Below are 17,625 nucleotides of genomic sequence, written 5' to 3' on the forward strand. Positions count from 1 at the left end.
CGCATGGACTGATCGCTCATCCGTCACCTTTCAACGATTGCAAAATGTCGGTTGCACGCGTTCATGGCCAACGACGTGGCAAGGGAGATGACGAGATAGACCGACAGGGTAATCGCCATGACCTGGACGGCGGCTCCGGTCTGATTGAGCACCGTGCCGGCAAAGATCTGAACGAGGTCGGGATAGCCGATGAACACGGCAAGCGACGAGTTCTTGATGAGATTGAGATACTGGCTTGTCAAAGGGGGAATGATGATGCGCAGCGCCTGGGGAACGACGACCAGACGAAGCGTCTTGCCCGGCGCCAGCCCCAGCGCATGCGCAGCCTCGGTCTGGCCCTTTGGCACTGCCTGGATTCCACCTCGCACGATCTCGGCGATGTATGAACCGGTGTAGACCGACAGACCGATCAGGAGAGCGGCAAACTCCGGATAGAGCTGATGCCCGCCTTGAAAATTGAAACCCCGTAGCTGCGGGGCGACGAACGAGACCGGCTCGCCAGCCGCCAGGAATACGACCAGCGGAAATCCTATCAAGGTCGCCAGACTGACCAGAAGCACCGGCAGCTGCCTGCCCGTCCGTCTCTGGACGCTCCTGGCGCGAAACCAGAATGCAACGCAGCAGGAAATGGCCGCAACGAATGCCAGGCCCACCAGACCCGCTCCCGGATGCAAATGAATCTCCGGAACGATGAGGCCGCGATTGTTGAGGTAGATGCCGCCGGGCATGGCGATGGACGCCTTCGGCGAGGGCAACGGCTTGAGGACGGCGTTGTACCAGAACAGCAGCTGCAGCAATAACGGAACATTGCGCACAAGCTCGACATAGGCGGTCGCCACCTTCGAAACGATCCAGTTCGGCGACAGGCGGGCAACGCCGATGACGAAGCCAAGCAAGGTCGCAAACAGGGTTGCGAGGACACTGACGTAGAGGGTGTTGACCACTCCCACCCAGAACGCCTGACCGTAGCTGGACAATGCATCGTACGGTATCAGGGTTTGATTGATGTCGAAGCCGGCAGACTCATTCCAAAAGTCGAATGAGAGCGGAATCCCCCGGACCCGCATATTCGATGCAGTCTGCATGCCGATGCCCAGCGCCAAGGCCAGCAGGCAGCCGGCGAGCAAGAGCTGGTAGAAGATGCCCCGCACCTTCGTATCGTGCAGCGACAACCTCCTGCGCGACGGCGCGGGAAGCGACAAATGGGACATGGGCTGTTCCTATCGGGTCCGTGCAAGGCGCTGACGGTAACACGCCAGCGCCTTGCAACCATGCCTTTGCCTAAAGCGCGTCGCCATTGAACGGACTCAGGCGACGCGCTTTAGGGTCTTCGTTATGCATGTCGTGTCTCAAAACCGGGGCCATTTTTGAGCGACATGCGTTAGCGGATCGGCGGAGCGTATTGAACGCCGCCTTGGTTCCAGAGCGCGTTCATGCCGCGCTCCATTTTCAGCGGCGAATCCTTGCCGACATTGCGATCGAACACTTCGCCGTAATTGCCGACCTGCTTGATCACCTCGACCGGCCAGTTATCGCCGAGCCCGATGTCCTTGCCTATGCTGCCGTCCACGCCTAGCAAGCGGCGGATGCTGGGGTTGTCCGACGATTTCATGGCATCGACGTTCTTGGAGGTGACCCCGTATTCCTCCGCGGCCACCATGACGTAGAGCGTCCACTTCGCCACATTGAGCCACTGGTCGTCACCCTGCCGCACGGCCGGGCCAAGCGGCTCCTTGGAGATCAGCTCGGGAAGAACAATGCTGTCGTCCGGCTTGGCCATGCGAAGCCGCGACGCGTTCAAGGTGGAGGTGTCTGCGGACAAGACGTCGCAACGTCCCTCCTCATAAGCCTTCACTACAGCTTCCTCGTCCGCGAAACCAACCGTCGTGTACTTGATCGACTGCGAGCGAAAATAGTCGGCAAGGTTCAACTCGGTCGTGGTGCCCTGGGTGACGCATATCGATGCGCCGTCAAGTCCCTTGGCTGACGTGATATTGTCCGCCTTGCGCACCATGAACCCCTGGCCGTCATAGAAATACGTGCCGGCAAACAGTATGCCTAGCGACGTATCGCGGGACGATGTCCAGGTTGCGTTGTGGGCGAGAATGTCGATCTCTCCCGACTGCAAGGCGGTGAAGCGATCCTTTGGCGTCAATGGGATGAACTTGACCTTTTGCGCGTCCCCGAGCACGGCAGCGGCCACGGCGCGACAATAATCGACGACAAATCCGGTCCATTTGCCTTCATTGTCGGGAAGGCTGAAGCCAGCCGTGGCCGAATTCGTGCCACAGGTCAGCACGCCATTTTTCTTGACATTATCGAGGGTTGCGGACCACGCCGAGGAGGCGGTGCACGCGATGGCGAGGGCAAGTAGGCCCTTGAACGTTGATCTCATTTCGGCATTCCCCTGTTATTGTTGAAGGGAATGTGCTCTCCAGGTGAACTATTCGTCAAATCGATTGTTCTCATGGTCAAAATGAGCGCCCTTCATAATTGCGCGGCACCCGCTCGCAGGTACAAAGGCGTTCGAGTGGTGAAACAGACGATAGCGCGCGCGATCTATTTTACGGCGGATCCCGGTGTTCCGACCGTGCCTTGGTGTCTCTTGGTCCGCGATTCGTTGTAGATTCCCACGATGATTTCCCGGAGCCACCTGGTTCCCGGGTCATTCGCCATCTGGCGGTGAACAATAAGCCAGGCATTCACATTCGCTATCGGAAGGGGTGGCGGGACCAACGTCACCTCACTCCTCTCATCCAGCATTTGCAGGATGGCATCACCGCAATGGGTAATCAGTTCAGTGCCGCGAAGCGCCCAGGGCAGCACCGGATAGTTCGAGATGGTCGCAACGACATTGCGGCGAAGACCCATCTGTTTGAGGGCGGCATCCGCGAGGCCTTCCGCCAGGCCATCTGCGGAAATCTGGAGATGGGAACTGGCCAGATAGGTTTCCAGCGTCATTGCGCTTCTGGCGATCTTGCTTCCGCTCCACACTGCGCAAAACAATCGGTCTTGGCCAAGCTCCACCTTCAAGAGACCTGGGTCGTCGCGTATCGCTGCTCCCGTCAGCGCGCAGTCAACTTGTCTCAGATAGACCGATGAACCGATTTCGGGTCCGTTTGCGGGAATGACGTTCAGCGTCGCGCCAGGAGCTTGCCTGGAAAATTCTCGAATGAGGCCCGGGATGAAAACCATGGCATGATAATCTGTAAGTCCAACGCGAAAGTTGCGCCGCGTCGTTGCTGGATTGAAGATCTGATGCCGGTCGATCGATGCGCGGATCGTTGCGAGTGCGGCGGAAATATTCGACAGCAGCTCAACTGCCCGGGGAGTCGGCCGCATCTCGCCGCCATCTCTGGTGAACAATTCATCCCGCAATAGATACCGAAGCTTCGACAGGGAGTGGCTTACAGCTGATTGTGTTCTGCCCAATTCGGTAGCCGCCCGCGTCACGCTCCTTTCCCGCATCATCACGTCAAAGACCCGCAATAGATTGAGGTCGATATCGTTATAATTCATGGAATTACCTCATCTGCGACCTGAGACCGCACCAGGCGGCACTAACGCGTTGGTTGCGACGGTGACAGATGGGGCACGAAGAGTGAAGACAGAGGTCCGGCTACGCCTTTGAAACTCTGGCGGTTGAACAGGTGACGGCGACCGCCGGATCGCTCCGCGGCATTTCTGCGCCTGGCTTGGCGAGCAAGCCGGCAATCCGCCATGAACCTAGGGCGAGCATGTGAAGTAAAGTCAGCCGCACCCGCTGGGATGGGAAATCGCAGCGGTTTCAATGGTTTGATAGTGGCGGAGAGAGCGGGATTCGAACCCGCGTTACGGTCTCCCGTAAACACACTTTCCAGGCGTGCGCCTTCAACCACTCGGCCACCTCTCCGTCTTGTGCATTGCGCGCCGGCCGGTTTTGCCACGCGGGTTGGGGAGATGCATCCCTTTGGGATTTGCGGGAAGACCCGCTTGATGGACACCGCCAACCAGCGGATGCCCTTCCCGGCGCCCGTCAATCAAACAGGCGCGGGGCTCATCTAGTCGATCCGGCGCCGAATGCCAAGCCATAACGGCAGTCTATTCGCTTTGCCGTCCACGCATCGTTTCACGGGGCGTTGAACGCCTCCGCTTCTAAGGCGCTTCGGTTCTGAATGGTGTGCACGGGCAAGGCGGCAGGGCCGGCCGTGCTTGACTTCGCCCCTCGCCACCTGTCGAGTGCGGCGGAGGCTTTGCAGGGGCAACGTCCAGACATGACATCGAGCAATGAACAGCCGGCCAGCGGAACGCCGGCCGGAGGCATGCCAGGCGGGCTGACGCCCGCAGGGCGTCCGGACAGCGGGCTGTCCTTCGTGCCCGTGGTCTGGCTCCTCTTCGTCATGGCATGGTCGGTCTACTGGCTGGTCTCGGCGCGGTGGCTGTTCGAGAGTTCCGGCCTGCCGGACAGGGTCTTCTATTTCGTGCTTGGCGGACTGGCCTTCGACATCGTCACCATCGTGTGGGGGCTTTATCTGCTCGGCCTCGCCTTAAGCCGTTCCGCGCGCTTTCCGCGTCATTTCACCATCTGGCAGATCACCACCATCGCCTGGCGGCTGGCCGAGCAGGTCTATGCGCTGACCGTGCCCGATTTCACCGTCTCCGCCAGGGAGCTTGCGATCGCCGCCACCGAAATCGTCATCGGCCTTTTTTGCATTTACTTGCTGCGCCGCCGCGACGAGGCCAAGGCCTTTTATGCAAGGCCGGAAGCGCAGGCACCGTCAGCCTTTAGTTCGATCGTCGCCGCCCTGGCCGGCATCATCCTCGGCGCCGTCGTCGGCACTGTCGCCGGCTTCGCGCTCGGCGCGGGGATCGCCGAAGCCACCGACATCAGCTGTTTCGAAGGCGGCTGCGGCTACTTCGCGGTGTTCATCGGCCTTGCCGGGCTGGTGGTCGGGGCCATTGGCGGCGGCGTCCTCGGCGTCTGGCTCGTCCATCGGCGGAGCCGAAAAGTGGCCATAGGCGGGCGATAGGCTTCAAATTCGCGTATGGCGATTGCACGCCGGGCGTGCGCATTCTATTCCTCGCCTTTGACCGGAAGGTCCTCGGGAGGAACTTGAGGACCGGGGAAGATTTCGATGCTGCGTTTTTTGTTTCGCCTCGCGGCCATGGTCGCACTCTCGGTCGCCGTCATCATGGCCGTGCTCGACGCGACGCGCTCGGTGGCGGCTTCCGCATTGGTCATGACGCCGCTGAATTCGAGCTGGCTGGCGGTTTCGCCCGACACCCGCGCGGCCTTCGAGACCTTCGTGCGCGCCAAGGTCAATCCGATGATATGGGATGGCGGCATCGCCTGGGTGCTTGCCCAGCCCGGGTTTGCCGTGTTCGCGGTGCTTGCATTCATCCTCTATGCGATCGGCTACCGGCGCCGGCGGCGCGGCGGAGAATTCGCGCCGGGCTGATGGGTTGTCCCAGCGGACTTGAGACGACAATGTGGCAATCGCCCACAGCTGTCACCGTCTTGGGCATGTTTTTCCAACGGGGGGCATGCTTTTCCAAAAGGTCAAAATTCCGCGTGAATTTTGTTTCGGGCCGTGCCAGATTGCCTTGAGCGGGAGGGGAGTACACTCCTGGCTGATGCCGCATGCCTGCCGGAGAACCGGGCAGGCGGACGGCGCGTAACGGAAAAAAATAACCGACAGGGTGTGGATCACATGAAACGTATCGTTCTCGGCCTCCTGGCCGCAACCGCAATGGTTCTTCCGGCTTTCGCCGCGGATGTCCAGCCGGCCATCCTCTACGATCTCGGCGGCAAGTTCGACAAATCCTTCAACGAGGCTGCCTATCACGGCGCCGAAAAGTTCAAGACCGAGACGGGCACCGCCTATGTCGAGTTCGAAGTGTCGAACGCCTCGCAACGCGAGCAGGCGCTGCGCCGCTTCGCCGAGGACGGCCGCAACCCGATCGTCATGGCCGGCTTTGCCTGGGAGGATGCGCTGAAGGTGGTCGCGAAGGAATATCCCGATCTCAACTTCGCCATCATCGACGATGCCGTCGATATGCCCAATGTCCGCTCGCTGGTCTTCAAGGAAAACGAAGGCTCCTATCTCGTCGGCATCCTGGCGGCGATGGCCTCGAAGTCCAAGAAGGTGTCCTTCATCGGCGGCATGGACATTCCGCTGATCCGCAAGTTCGAATGCGGCTATGTCGGCGGCGCCAAGGCGGCCGGTGCGACCGATGTCATCCAGAACATGACCGGTGACACGCCCGCGGCGTGGAACGATCCGGCCAAGGGCGGCGAGATCGCCAAGACGCAGATCGACCAGGGCTCCGACGTCGTCTATGCCGCGGCCGGTGGCACCGGCGTCGGCGTGCTGCAGGCGGCGGCGGATGCCGGCAAGCTCGGCATCGGCGTCGATTCCAACCAGAACGGCCTGCAGCCCGGCAAGGTGCTGACCTCGATGCTGAAGCGCGTCGACGTTGCGGTCTACACCGCCTTCATGGACGGCAAGAACGGCACCTTCAAGGGCGGCCTGCAAAATCTCGGCCTCAAGGAAGGCGGCGTCGACTACGCCATGGACGACAACAACAAGGCGCTGGTCACCGACGAGATGAAGGCTGCCGTCGAAAAGGCCAAGGCCGACATCATCGCCGGCACGATCCAGGTGCACGACTATACCGCCGACAACGCCTGCCCGTATTGATCGGCAAGTTATTTCTTTGTTTTGACGCAATTCCGGACGGAAAACCGCTTCACACTTTTCCTGAAATTGCTTTAGGTTTCGAACCGCCGGGTGAAAGCCCGGCGGTTTTGTTTTTGGAGGGTTGGAAGGACGTTGAAGATTGGCGAAGATCTCGGCGACGTCCGATCTCCCCCCTTGCGGGGGAGATGCCTGGCAAGGCAGAGGGGGGTGCTGTCCCTCGGCCTAACAGCCAATTCACCGTTCATTCCCAACGGAAGCCATTAAGGTTGGCGATCCTTCACACCCCCCTCTGGCCTGCCGGCCATCTCCCCCGCAAGGGGGGAGATCGGCAGTTCCGGCGTTGCGGGCTCGGCGAAGCTGAGACGGAGAGGGGAGCGCCGTATGCGGTTGGCCGTAGGTCAGGGCAGAAGCGCACTTCCTGTCGACAACAGACCGACGAGATAACCCAGCGCAAACACCACGATCAGCGCGATGGCGATGACGGCGCCGCGTCGGGCACCGAGCGAATGCACGCCGACGCCATAGGGCTTCCGCTCCAGTCTGCCGAGCGCCGGCGTCGCTTCGTCCTGGCCGACCACACGCATCTGCGGCAGTTCGGCGATGCGTTGCGAGATCAGCCGCCAGCGATCGTCGTCGCCCGAGGGCCGCCCCGTGCCGTCGAAGACATGCATGCGCTCGGCCAGCCGCATCACCGTGTCGCGGAAGGCGGGATCGATCGCCAGGTCTCGCTCGGCACGCTCGCGGTCGCGATCGTTCATCAGGCCAAGCACATAGTCGCCCGCCCGCGTAACGCGATCGCTTTCACCGGCCATCGGCTTCTCCTTGCTACCAGTGCGGCGGTTTGGTTATCGGCACGTCGGGTGCCGATTGTTCCTCCAGCGCCATGAAGCGCCCGGTCAGCGCATCCAGCTTGCGCTGCATGCGCTCGATGACCGTCCACTGTTCGGCGATCTGGCCCGACAGTTCCTCGATCGTCTTTTCCTGCTCGGCGGCGCGGATTTCCAGCGTCGTCAGCCGGTCGACAGGCATGATCATTCGAAACTCCCCAGGTCCTGGTGCACGCAGTGCAGCATGATGCGACTGTCGAGCCTTGCATATTAGTGAATGTGAAGGTCTGCGGCCACGTTCGAAATTGACAAGCGCACCGGGATTTGTCGAGAGTGGCCACTGCGCCGCCAATTGGCACGGGTGGGGCATCATGCTAGGCGTTTTGACCAAGCGATAAAAAAATAAGAGTGGGACAGGCTGCATGGCGCAAGCCGCAATCGAACTGATCGGCATCAACAAGAGTTTTGGCGCCGTTCGCGCCAATCGCGACATCAATCTGGAGATCGCACGCGGCACCATCCACGGCATCGTCGGCGAGAACGGCGCCGGCAAGTCGACGCTGATGTCGATCCTCTACGGCTTCTACCAGGCCGACAGCGGCGAGATCCGTGTCGGCGGCAAGGCGGCGTCGATCAAGACCTCCAACGACGCCATCGCGCTCGGCATCGGCATGGTGCACCAGCACTTCATGCTGGTCGACAATTTCACCGTGCTGGAAAACATCATCCTCGGCGCCGAAAGCGATGCGCTGTTGAAAAAGAGCATCGCCAAGGCGCGCTCCGAACTGGAGCGGCTCGAGCGCGAATACGGGCTGGAAGTCGATCCCGACGCCATCATCGAGGAATTGCCGGTCGGCCTGCAGCAGCGTGTCGAAATCCTGAAGGCGCTTTATCGCGGCGCCGAGATCCTGATTCTCGACGAGCCGACGGGCGTGTTGACGCCGGCCGAGGCCGACCATCTGTTTCGCATCCTCAGGCAATTGAAAGACCAGGGGAAAACGGTGGTGCTGATCACCCACAAGCTGCGCGAGATCATGGCCATCACCGACAATGTCTCGGTCATGCGCCAGGGCACGATGGTGGCGACGCGCGAGACCAGCAAGACGACAGTCGGCGAACTGGCCGAACTGATGGTTGGGCGGCGCGTGCTGCTGCGGGTCGAAAAGGGCGAGACGGAGGCCGGCGCGGTCAAGCTGGCCGTCAAGAACCTGACGGTGAAAGACCAGCGCGGCGTCACCATGGTCGACGACATCTCCTTCGATATCCACGCCGGCGAGATCGTCGGCATTGCCGGTGTCGCCGGCAACGGCCAGTCCGAACTGCTCGAGGCGATTTCCGGCATCAGGCGCGCGGTTTCCGGCTCGGTGATGCTCGATGGCAAGCCGATCGACCTGACCGGGGCCGCCGATCCCGGCGAGTTGCGCGACCGTGGGCTCGCCCATGTGCCGGAGGACCGCCATCATGTCGGCCTGGTGCTGGCCTTCGAGGAGAACGAGAATTCGATCCTCGGCTACCATGACGACCCGCGCTACCTGAAAGGGCCGTTCCTCAACATCGACGCCATCATGGCTGATGCCAAGGACAAGATCGAGAAATATGACATCCGGCCCGGCAATCCGCGTCTGAAAACGGCGAATTTCTCCGGCGGCAACCAGCAGAAGATCGTGCTGGCGCGAGAAATGGAGCAGGACCCCGGTGTTCTGATCGTCGGCCAGCCGACACGCGGCGTCGATGTCGGCGCCATAGAATTCATCCACAAGCGGCTGATTGCCATGCGCGACCAGGGCAAGGCGGTGCTGGTGGTGTCGGTCGAGCTCGACGAGATCCGTTCGCTGTCCGACCGCATCCTGGTGATGTTTGCCGGGCGCATCGTCGGCGAACGCGGCCCGGAGGCGACCGAAGGCGAGCTTGGTCTGCTGATGGCAGGCGTCGATCGCCAGGAGGCGGCAGAGTGAGCACGCCTTACGCCAAGCTGCCGGCCTGGGCCGATTATGGGCTGATCCCGCTGATCAATCTGTCAGTGGCCTTCATCGTTGCCGGTTTCGTCGTCATGCTGGTCGGCGAAAACCCGTTTCGTGCCGCCGTCATCCTGGTCGAGGGCGCTTTCGGCAAGGGAACCGGCATTGCCTTCACGCTGTTCTATGCCACCACCTTCATCTTCACCGGCCTGTCTGTGGCGGTGGCCGCGCATTGCGGCCTGTTCAACATCGGGACCGAGGGCCAGGCCTATATTGCCGGCCTTGGCGTGGGCGTGGTCTGCCTCGCCTTCGACACTGTGCTGCCGTGGTGGCTGACCTTTCCCCTGGCGATCGTCGCCGGAGCCGCCGTCGGTGCGCTGTGGGCGCTGATCCCGGCCTATCTGCAGGCCAAGCGCGGGTCGCACATCGTCATCACCACCATCATGTTCAACTTCATCGCGGCCTCGATCATGGTCTACCTCCTGGTTGGGCCGTTGAAGCCGGCGGCGTCGCAGGCGCCGCAGACGCGCAACTTCCTCGCCGGCGCCGAACTGCCCAAACTCAACTGGATCATCGAACTGTTCGGCGCCAAGATCCGCTCGGCGCCGTTCAACATCTGCTTCCTGCTGGCGCTGCTCATGGCATTCCTGGTCTGGCTGCTGATCTGGCGCACCAAGCTCGGCTACGAGATGCGCACCTATGGCCACAGCCCGAAAGCGGCGCGCTATGCCGGCATTTCGGAGACCCGCATCATCATTATCGCGATGATGATTTCGGGCGCGCTGGCCGGCATGATGACGCTGAACCCGGTGATGGGCGACCAGCACAATGTGGCGATCGATTTCGTCTCCGGCGCCGGCTTCGTCGGCATTGCCGTGGCGCTGATGGGCCGTCTGCATCCGGTCGGCATCGTGCTGGCGGCGATCCTGTTTGGCATGCTCTACCAGGGCGGCGCCGAACTTGCCTTCGAAATGCCGGCGATTTCCCGCGACATGATCGTCATCATCCAAGGCCTGGTCATCCTGTTTGCCGGTGCGCTGGAGCACATGTTCCGGCCCTACGTCCAGGCGCTGTTCGCCTCGTTCAGTCCAAGGTCGGTCGGCATCGAAGCGGTCAAAGGGAAGGGCGCCTGAGATGGACGTCTTCATCGCCATCGTGCAGATCCTGGACTCGACCATACGCCTGTCGGTGCCGCTGCTGCTCGCTTGCCTCGCCGGCCTCTATTCGGAACGCGCAGGCGTTTTCGACATCGGGCTGGAAGGCAAGATGCTGGTCGGCGCCTTTGCAGGTGCGGCCGCCGCTTCGGTCTTCCATTCGGCCTTCCTCGGTCTCGGCATGGCGATCGTGATGTCGGTCGCCTTTGCCCTGGTGCACGGCTTCGCCTCGATCACCCATCGCGGCAACCAGATCGTCTCCGGTGTGGCCATCAACTTCGTCGCCGCCGGCTCGACCATCATTCTGGGCCAGGCCTGGTTCCAGCAGGGCGGGCGCACGCCGGCGCTGCAGCCGGGCGAGCGTTTCGAGGCCATCACTCTGCCAGGTGCTGCCGCGATCCATGATGTGCCCATCATCGGGCCGATCTATTCCGAGCTGCTCTCGGGCCATTCGATTCTGGTGTATCTCGCTTTCGCTATGGTGCCGTTCACCTGGTGGGTGTTGTTTCGCACCCGCTTCGGCCTGCGCCTGCGCGCCGTCGGCGAGAACCCGGCCGCCGTCGACACCGCCGGCATCTCGGTCGCCTGGCTGCGCTACCGGGCGCTGATCTGCACCGGTGTGCTGACCGGCATTGCCGGCGCCTACCTCTCGATGGTGCAGAATGGCGGCTTCGTGAAGGACATGACCGCGGGCAAGGGCTACATCGCACTGGCGGCGCTGATCTTTGCCAAATGGCGACCGGTGAACGCCATGTTCGCCTGTCTTCTGTTCGGCTTCCTCGACGCGGCGGCGATCCGCCTACAGGGTTCGCCGCTGCCGTTGATCGGCAAGGTGCCGGTGCAGTTCATGCAGGCGCTGCCCTATGTGCTGACCGTGATCCTGCTTGCCGGCTTCATCGGCAAGGCGATCCCGCCGCGCGCCGGCGGCGTGCCTTATGTCAAGGAACGTTGATCCGGGCGCCCAGGAGCACTGTGTCGAACATGCGGCTGGTGCTCGAAAGGCGCCAGGAAAACGCAAATGGCCGGGTTTTGACCACGATCGTCGGAGAGAACGTCTAGATGTCGCATGATCTGTTCGAAGCCGCGCAGGAGGCCATGGCCAAGGCCTACGCGCCCTATTCGAAGTTTCCGGTGGGTGCGGCGTTGCGCACCGAAGACGGCCGTGTCTTCACCGGCGCCAACATCGAGGTCGCGTCCTATCCGGAAGGCTGGTGCGCCGAGACCACGGCGCTCGGCCATTACATCATGGGCGGCGGCGGCAAGATTGTGGAAATCGCCGTCATTGCCTCGCGCATGGCCAAATGCTCGCCCTGTGGCGGCTGCCGGCAAAGGCTGGCGGAATTCTGCCGGCCGGACACAAAGCTCTATCTTTGCGACAACACCGGCGTGGTCGAGACCGTGACCATGGGCGACATGCTGCCCTACGGGTTTCGTGGCGACATTTTGAAGTGAGAGTTGGCTGATATGAAGGAAGCTCTGGACCACCTCGTTGAAAGGCTGGACGGGTTGGCGCCGACAACGGCGATGGTGCTGGGGTCGGGCCTTGGCGGGCTTGTCGACCAGGTCGAAAATGCCGTGCGCATCTCTTATGCCGACCTGCCGGGTTTCCCCCGCAGCGGGGTGACTGGCCATGCCGGCGAGGTGGTCGCGGGGCTTTTCGCCGGCACGCCGGTGCTGATGCTGTCCGGCCGCGCCCATTATTACGAGCACGGCGTTGCTGCGGCGATGCGGCCGGCGCTGGAGGTGCTTGCCGGCATCGGCATCACCAAGCTGATCCTTACCAATGCCGCCGGCTCGGTCGATCCCGACATGCTGCCTGGATCGGTGATGCTGATCACCGACCACATCAATTTCTCCGGCTCCAACCCGCTGATCGGCGAGCCTAGCGACCGCCGCTTCGTCGGCCTGACCGAAGCCTATGATGCCGGCCTGCGCGCGGCGATCGAACGGGCGGCGAAGGCGACAGGGACGGCGCTGCACAAGGGCGTCTATATGTGGTTTTCCGGTCCGTGTTTCGAAACCCCTGCTGAAATCCGCATGGCCCGCGTCATGGGCGCCAAAGCGGTAGGGATGTCGACCGTACCGGAGGTCATTCTCGCCCGCTTCTTTGGGCTTCGCGTAGCCGCCTGTTCGGTGATCACCAATCTCGCCGCCGGGATGACCGGGGCGGAACTGTCGCACCAGGAGACCAAGGACATGGCGCCGATCGGCGGCGCACGGCTGGCGACGATCCTTGCGCATGTGTTCCAGGATGGGTTGCCGGAGCCAAAGGGCACCTGATGCTTCCGCAGGAAATCATCCGCCGCAAGCGCGACGGCCAGAAACTGTCCGCGCAGGAGATTTCGGCCTTTGTCGCCGGCGTCACTTCGGGCAGCGTCTCGGACGGCCAGGTCGGCGCCTTTGCCATGGCGGTGTTCTTCAACGGCATGAACCGCGACGAGGCGGTGGCGCTGACGCTCGCCATGCGCGATTCCGGCGATGTGCTCGACTGGTCGGACCTGCCGGGTCCGGTCACCGACAAACATTCGACCGGCGGCGTCGGCGACAATGTCTCGCTGATGCTGGCGCCGATCGTCGCCGCTTGCGGCGCCTATGTGCCGATGATCTCCGGCAGGGGCCTTGGGCATACCGGCGGCACGCTGGACAAGATGGACGCCATCCCGGGCTATATCAGCCAGCCGGATATCGCGCGCTTCCGCAAGACGGTGCTCGAGACCGGCTGTGCCATCATCGGACAGACCGCCGATCTCGCGCCCGCCGACCGTCGCCTCTATGCGATCCGCGATGTGACCGGAACGGTGGAATCGGTGCCGCTGATCACTGCCTCTATCCTGTCGAAGAAACTCGCGGCCGGCCTGCGGTCGCTGGTGCTCGACGTCAAGGTCGGCAATGGCGCCTTCATGGAGAAGTCGCGCGACGCGACAGCACTGGCCAACAGCCTGGTCGAGATCGCCAACGGCGCCGGCCTGGAGGCCTCGGCGCTGGTCACCGGTATGAACGAGCCGCTGGCGTCGGCGGCCGGCAACGCGGTCGAGGTGCGCAACGCCGTCGATTTCCTCACCGGAAGGTTCCGCGACAAGCGACTGGAGGATGTGACGCTGGCGCTGGCCGCCGAGATGCTGCAATCGGCAGGGCTGGCGTCGTCCAATCAGGACGGTCTCAGGCGCGCGGCCGAGACGCTGGCCGGCGGCCGCGCGGCAGCCGCCTTCGCGCGTATGGTCGCAGCCCTTGGCGGTCCCGCCGATTTCGTCGAGAAGCCGGAAAAATACCTGCCGAAAGCGGCGGTGGAGTTTGCGGTCAAGGCGACAGGCAACGGTTTTGCCACCGCTATTGCCACCCGCGATATCGGCCTTGCCGTGGTCGGGCTCGGTGGCGGGCGCACGCGGCCGGACGACAGGATCGACCATGCGGTCGGCATCACCAGGCTGCTGCCGCTCGGCGCCGAGGTGCGGGCCGGCGAGCCGCTGGCGCTGGTCCACGCCCGCACGCAAGTGGAGGCCGAAGCGGCCGCAGCCGCCGTGCTTTCGGCCTATACGATCGGGGCGTCGAAACCAGCCGCCGACAAGACTGTCATCCGGCGCGTGCTGCCGCGCGGGTAGCGGAACGCGCTACTGCACCAGCAACAGTGTGCCGTTTTCGACCTGGTATTTTGCCAGCCGCTGCAAAAAGCTCATGCCAATGAGGTTGGTGCGCAGAGCCTTGTCGTCGAGCACTACCGCCTGGACGTTGTCGACGCTGATCTTGCCGATCTGCAGGCGATCGATGTTGACCACGGCGGCCCTGATCGCGCCATTGGCGGTGTTGACCTGCTGGTTGAAGTCCGACGGGTTGAGCGAGATGCCGATGCGGCGCGCCGTCGAGGTGTTGATGGCGACCAAAGTGGCGCCGGTGTCGATCATGCCGTCGACCTGGCGGCCGTTGAGCTTGAAGGCGGAGGTGAAATGGCCGCGCTCGTCAGCCGCCACCAATACTTTGCGCCCAGTGGGCAGCGGTGCGGCCGGCTTGCCGGGAACCGAGGCCATGTTCAGTTCGGGCTGAGGCTGCGCGGACGGCTTGCCGGCGACGGTCGACTTCAACAGGTTGTCGAGAATCTGCGGATTCGACTGATAGACGATCGGGATCGATGCCGACGTTCCGGCGAACACGCCCAGAATGACAAGCTTGCGCAGCATGAATGGACCTTCGTGAAGGCCCATTCTTGCCCACGTATGGTGTGTGCCGCTTTAACGCCAACCCGAAACCGCGGCTTTGCGTAAACGGGCGGTAAACGACTGGATGTCAGCTGGCCTTGCCAGCCGCCGTCATTTGGTTCCGTACATGCGGTCGCCGGCATCGCCGAGGCCGGGCATGATGTAGCCCTTCTCGTTGAGCTGGCGGTCGATGGAAGCGGTGAACACGGGAACATCCGGATGCGCCTTGGTGAAGCGCTCGATGCCTTCTGGCGCCGCCAGCAGGCAAAGGAAACGGATGTTGGTGGCGCCGCGCTCCTTCAGCTTGTCGATGGCCGCGATGGCCGAGTTCGCGGTCGCCAGCATCGGATCGACGACGATCACCAGCCGGTCGGCGAGATCGCTCGGCGCCTTGAAGAAATATTCCACCGCCTCCAGCGTTTCGTGATCGCGGTAGAGGCCGACATGCGCGACGCGGGCCGCCGGGACCAGGTCGAGCAGGCCTTCGAGCAGGCCATTGCCGGCGCGCAGCACCGAGGCGAAGACCAGCTTCTTGCCCTCCAGCGTCGGCGCTTCCATGGTTTCCATCGGCGTTTCGATGGTCGTCGTCGTCAGTTCGAGGTTGCGGGTGACCTCGTAGCCGAGCAGGAGCGAGATCTCGCGCAGCAGCCGCCGGAAACCGGCGGTCGACGTCTCCTTCTTGCGCATGATGGTGAGCTTGTGCTGGACAAGCGGGTGGTCGACGACGGTGACGCCCTGCATGGGTTGCTCCAGTGAATGGTGAATAGTGAATAGTGAATAGTGAGCAGGTTTGCGAGTCCCGATGGATCGATCATTGCGGTTGACAGGCCGAAGAGCCGGCAAACCATTCACCATTCACCATTCACCATTCACCATTCACCATTCACCATTCACCATTCACCATTCACCTCTTCGCATCGAGCCGGGCAAGCAGCGCGCTTTTCGTCTTCCTGTCGACGAAAGCCGCCTCGATCGCGGTTCGGGTGATGGCGGCCAGCGCCTTTTCGTTCATGGCGAAATGCTCGGCGGCGATGTCGTATTCGCGCTTCAGCGAAGTCCAGAAATAGGGCGGGTCGTCAGAATTCAGCGTCACCTTGCAGCCGGCTGCCTGCAGCGCAGGGAAAGGGTGATCGGCGAAACTGTCGTAGACCTTGAGCGCGATGTTGGAGCCGGGGCAGCATTCCAGCACGATGCCCTCATCGGCGATGCGCCGCACCAGATCGGGGTTTTCGATGGCGCGCACGCCATGGCCGATGCGCGACGGGCGGATATGGTCGAGTGCGGCCTGCACCGTCTCCCATCCGGTCAGCTCGCCGGCATGGATGGTGATGCCGAGGCCGGCTTCGCGGGCGATCTCGAAGGCCCTGACATAATCCTCCATCTCGCCCATGCGCTCGTCGCCGGCGACGCCGAAGCCGGTGACCAGCGGATTTCCGCAGCGCGCCGCAAAGCGCGCCGCCTGCTCGATCGACTCGACGCCGACATGGCGTACGCCGGTGACGATCATGCGGCCCTCGATGCCGGTCTTGGCTTTGGCGCGCAGCATGCCTTCGCCGAGCGCATCGGTATAGGCCTTGGGCGACAGGCCGGCCCTGACGGCATGGTCGGGCGAGGTGAAGACCTCGGAATAGATGGCGCCGTCGCGGGCAAGGCTGGTCAGATAATGGTCGGCGAGGCGGGCATAATCCTCCTCGGTGCGGAACAGGTCGGCGGAAAAATCATAAGCCGCCAGGAACGAGGTGAAATCATGCCAGACGAAGGAGCCGTTCTGGATATAAAGCGAGGTGTCCTTGCCGAATTTCTGCGCCTGACGGATGACGAGTTCGGGCGCCGCTGCCCCCTCGATGTGGCAGTGCAGTTCTGCTTTCAAAGGCATGCAGTTATCCCGTCTCATCAGTCCAGGCCGTAAAGCCCACCACCTGGAAGCGCGGCCGAACACCGCGCCTTAAACAATAGCGCCCGCACCATCGATCGGCTATGGTCCCGCCGGTTTTATGACGGATCAAAATAATGTCAGTTGAGAGAACCACGGCCGCGGGCGGCATGGAAACCTCCTATGGTTTCAAGAAGGTAGGGCCAGGCGACAAGCAGCCTCTGGTCAACGATGTTTTCCACAAGGTGGCGAACCGCTACGACCTGATGAACGACCTGATGTCGGCCGGGCTGCACCGGCTGTGGAAGGATGCCATGGTGACATGGCTCAATCCGCCGAAACGTCCGGGCTGGAAAGTGCTTGACGTGGCGGGCGGCACCGGCGACATCGCCTTCCGCATTGTAGACGCCAGCCATGGCAACACGCATGCCACGGTGCTCGACATCAACGGCTCGATGCTCAGCGTCGGCCGTGACCGCGCGGAGAAAAAGCGCCTGTCCGGCAACACCGATTTCGTCGAGGCCAATGCCGAGGAACTGCCTTTCACCGATAGCACCTTTGACGCCTACACCATCGCATTCGGCATCCGCAACGTGCCGCGCATCGATGTCGCGCTGACGGAAGCCTTTCGCGTGCTGAAGCCCGGCGGACGGTTCCTGTGCCTGGAGTTTTCCGAGGTCGAGATGCCGCTGCTGGACAAGGTCTACGAAGCCTGGTCGTTCAACGCCATTCCGCAGATCGGCAAGATGGTGACGGGCGAGGGCGAACCCTATTCCTACCTGGTCGAATCGATCCGCAAATTTCCCAATCAGCAGAACTTTGCTGCCATGATCACCCGCGCGGGCTTCGAGCGCGTGTCGTTCCGCAACTATTCCGGCGGCATTGCCGCCCTGCATTCGGGCTGGAAGCTTTGAGGCACCACAGTTTGCAGCAGCAGGGTAGG

Annotated in this window: 18 protein-coding genes and 1 tRNA gene; 10 read left to right on the forward strand and 9 right to left on the reverse strand. The window is 62.5% G+C overall.

The window, feature by feature from the left end:
* Positions 1–23 precede the first annotated feature (23 nt).
* The 4 genes from X728_RS151630 to X728_RS151615 form a co-directional block, all read right to left on the reverse strand.
* Entirely contained in the window at positions 24–1,211 is a 1,188-nt protein-coding gene (locus X728_RS151630) for an amino acid ABC transporter permease (protein WP_023831743.1), read from the reverse strand.
* Between the two features lie 170 nt (positions 1,212–1,381).
* The gene (locus tag X728_RS151625) at positions 1,382–2,395 is read right to left on the reverse strand and encodes an amino acid ABC transporter substrate-binding protein (RefSeq protein WP_023686475.1); all 1,014 of its coding nucleotides are present in this window, start codon (positions 2,393–2,395) and stop codon (positions 1,382–1,384) included.
* A gap of 164 nt (positions 2,396–2,559) precedes the next feature.
* On the reverse strand, positions 2,560–3,519 hold the full coding sequence (locus tag X728_RS151620; RefSeq protein WP_023831744.1) for a LysR family transcriptional regulator: 960 nt from the start codon (positions 3,517–3,519) through the stop codon (positions 2,560–2,562).
* A gap of 283 nt (positions 3,520–3,802) precedes the next feature.
* Positions 3,803–3,892 (reverse strand) — tRNA-Ser (locus X728_RS151615).
* 361 nt (positions 3,893–4,253) lie between these two features.
* On the opposite strand from X728_RS151615, the gene X728_RS151610 reads away from it, so the two are divergent.
* The 3 genes from X728_RS151610 to X728_RS151600 all read left to right on the forward strand — a co-directional run bounded on the left by X728_RS151610 (position 4,254) and on the right by X728_RS151600 (position 6,680).
* A complete protein-coding gene (locus X728_RS151610; protein ID WP_023831745.1) occupies positions 4,254–5,009 on the forward strand; it encodes a hypothetical protein in 756 nt (251 codons plus the stop codon).
* 105 nt (positions 5,010–5,114) lie between these two features.
* A complete protein-coding gene (locus X728_RS151605) occupies positions 5,115–5,438 on the forward strand; it encodes a hypothetical protein (RefSeq protein WP_023691865.1) in 324 nt (107 codons plus the stop codon).
* A gap of 252 nt (positions 5,439–5,690) precedes the next feature.
* Positions 5,691–6,680: a BMP family ABC transporter substrate-binding protein gene (locus X728_RS151600; RefSeq protein ID WP_023683177.1), complete on the forward strand. Its 990-nt coding sequence runs from the start codon at positions 5,691–5,693 to the stop codon at positions 6,678–6,680.
* Between the two features lie 398 nt (positions 6,681–7,078).
* Here the strand turns inward: X728_RS151600 and X728_RS151595 are convergent, their stop codons facing one another.
* Positions 7,079–7,492 (reverse strand): hypothetical protein, encoded by a 414-nt coding sequence (locus X728_RS151595; RefSeq protein ID WP_023831746.1) that lies wholly within the window; start codon positions 7,490–7,492, stop codon positions 7,079–7,081.
* 13 nt (positions 7,493–7,505) lie between these two features.
* Positions 7,506–7,712 carry a SlyX family protein gene (locus tag X728_RS151590; protein ID WP_196813704.1) on the reverse strand — a complete coding sequence of 69 codons (207 nt, stop codon included), beginning with the start codon at positions 7,710–7,712 and terminating at the stop codon, positions 7,506–7,508.
* A 217-nt stretch (positions 7,713–7,929) separates the two neighbouring features.
* On the opposite strand from X728_RS151590, the gene X728_RS151585 reads away from it, so the two are divergent.
* The 6 genes from X728_RS151585 (at position 7,930) to deoA (ending at position 14,218) form a co-directional block, all read left to right on the forward strand.
* Positions 7,930–9,462 (forward strand): ABC transporter ATP-binding protein, encoded by a 1,533-nt coding sequence (locus tag X728_RS151585; protein ID WP_023755056.1) that lies wholly within the window; start codon positions 7,930–7,932, stop codon positions 9,460–9,462.
* Positions 9,459–10,598 carry an ABC transporter permease gene (locus X728_RS151580; protein WP_023686470.1) on the forward strand — a complete coding sequence of 380 codons (1,140 nt, stop codon included), beginning with the start codon at positions 9,459–9,461 and terminating at the stop codon, positions 10,596–10,598. The genes X728_RS151585 and X728_RS151580 overlap by 4 nt, the downstream gene beginning before the upstream one ends.
* A 1-nt stretch (position 10,599) precedes the next feature.
* On the forward strand, positions 10,600–11,571 hold the full coding sequence (locus X728_RS151575) for an ABC transporter permease (protein WP_023683182.1): 972 nt from the start codon (positions 10,600–10,602) through the stop codon (positions 11,569–11,571).
* 107 nt (positions 11,572–11,678) lie between these two features.
* Positions 11,679–12,071, forward strand: coding sequence for a cytidine deaminase (gene cdd / locus X728_RS151570; RefSeq protein WP_023683183.1), 393 nt, complete (start codon positions 11,679–11,681; stop codon positions 12,069–12,071).
* Between the two features lie 12 nt (positions 12,072–12,083).
* Positions 12,084–12,899 carry a purine-nucleoside phosphorylase gene (locus X728_RS151565; protein ID WP_023735052.1) on the forward strand — a complete coding sequence of 272 codons (816 nt, stop codon included), beginning with the start codon at positions 12,084–12,086 and terminating at the stop codon, positions 12,897–12,899.
* Positions 12,899–14,218 (forward strand): thymidine phosphorylase, encoded by a 1,320-nt coding sequence (deoA, locus tag X728_RS151560; protein ID WP_023831747.1) that lies wholly within the window; start codon positions 12,899–12,901, stop codon positions 14,216–14,218. The genes X728_RS151565 and deoA overlap by 1 nt, the downstream gene beginning before the upstream one ends.
* Positions 14,219–14,227: 9 nt before the next feature.
* Here deoA and X728_RS151555 read toward each other — a convergent pair whose 3' ends face one another.
* The 3 genes from X728_RS151555 to X728_RS151545 all read right to left on the reverse strand — a co-directional run bounded on the left by X728_RS151555 (position 14,228) and on the right by X728_RS151545 (position 16,685).
* Positions 14,228–14,791: a TIGR02281 family clan AA aspartic protease gene (locus X728_RS151555; RefSeq protein ID WP_023695614.1), complete on the reverse strand. Its 564-nt coding sequence runs from the start codon at positions 14,789–14,791 to the stop codon at positions 14,228–14,230.
* A 129-nt stretch (positions 14,792–14,920) separates the two neighbouring features.
* Entirely contained in the window at positions 14,921–15,550 is a 630-nt protein-coding gene (upp, locus tag X728_RS151550; RefSeq protein WP_023671129.1) for a uracil phosphoribosyltransferase, read from the reverse strand.
* Between the two features lie 163 nt (positions 15,551–15,713).
* Positions 15,714–16,685 carry an adenosine deaminase gene (locus X728_RS151545; protein ID WP_023831748.1) on the reverse strand — a complete coding sequence of 324 codons (972 nt, stop codon included), beginning with the start codon at positions 16,683–16,685 and terminating at the stop codon, positions 15,714–15,716.
* A 134-nt stretch (positions 16,686–16,819) separates the two neighbouring features.
* Here X728_RS151545 and ubiE point away from each other — a divergent pair, with 134 nt between their 5' ends.
* Complete coding sequence (ubiE, locus tag X728_RS151540; RefSeq protein WP_023747104.1) at positions 16,820–17,596, forward strand: bifunctional demethylmenaquinone methyltransferase/2-methoxy-6-polyprenyl-1,4-benzoquinol methylase UbiE; 777 nt, start codon at positions 16,820–16,822, stop codon at positions 17,594–17,596.
* Positions 17,597–17,625: the final 29 nt, after the last annotated feature.

Source organism: Mesorhizobium sp. L103C119B0, assembly GCF_000502235.1.
Lineage (GTDB): Bacteria > Pseudomonadota > Alphaproteobacteria > Rhizobiales > Rhizobiaceae > Mesorhizobium.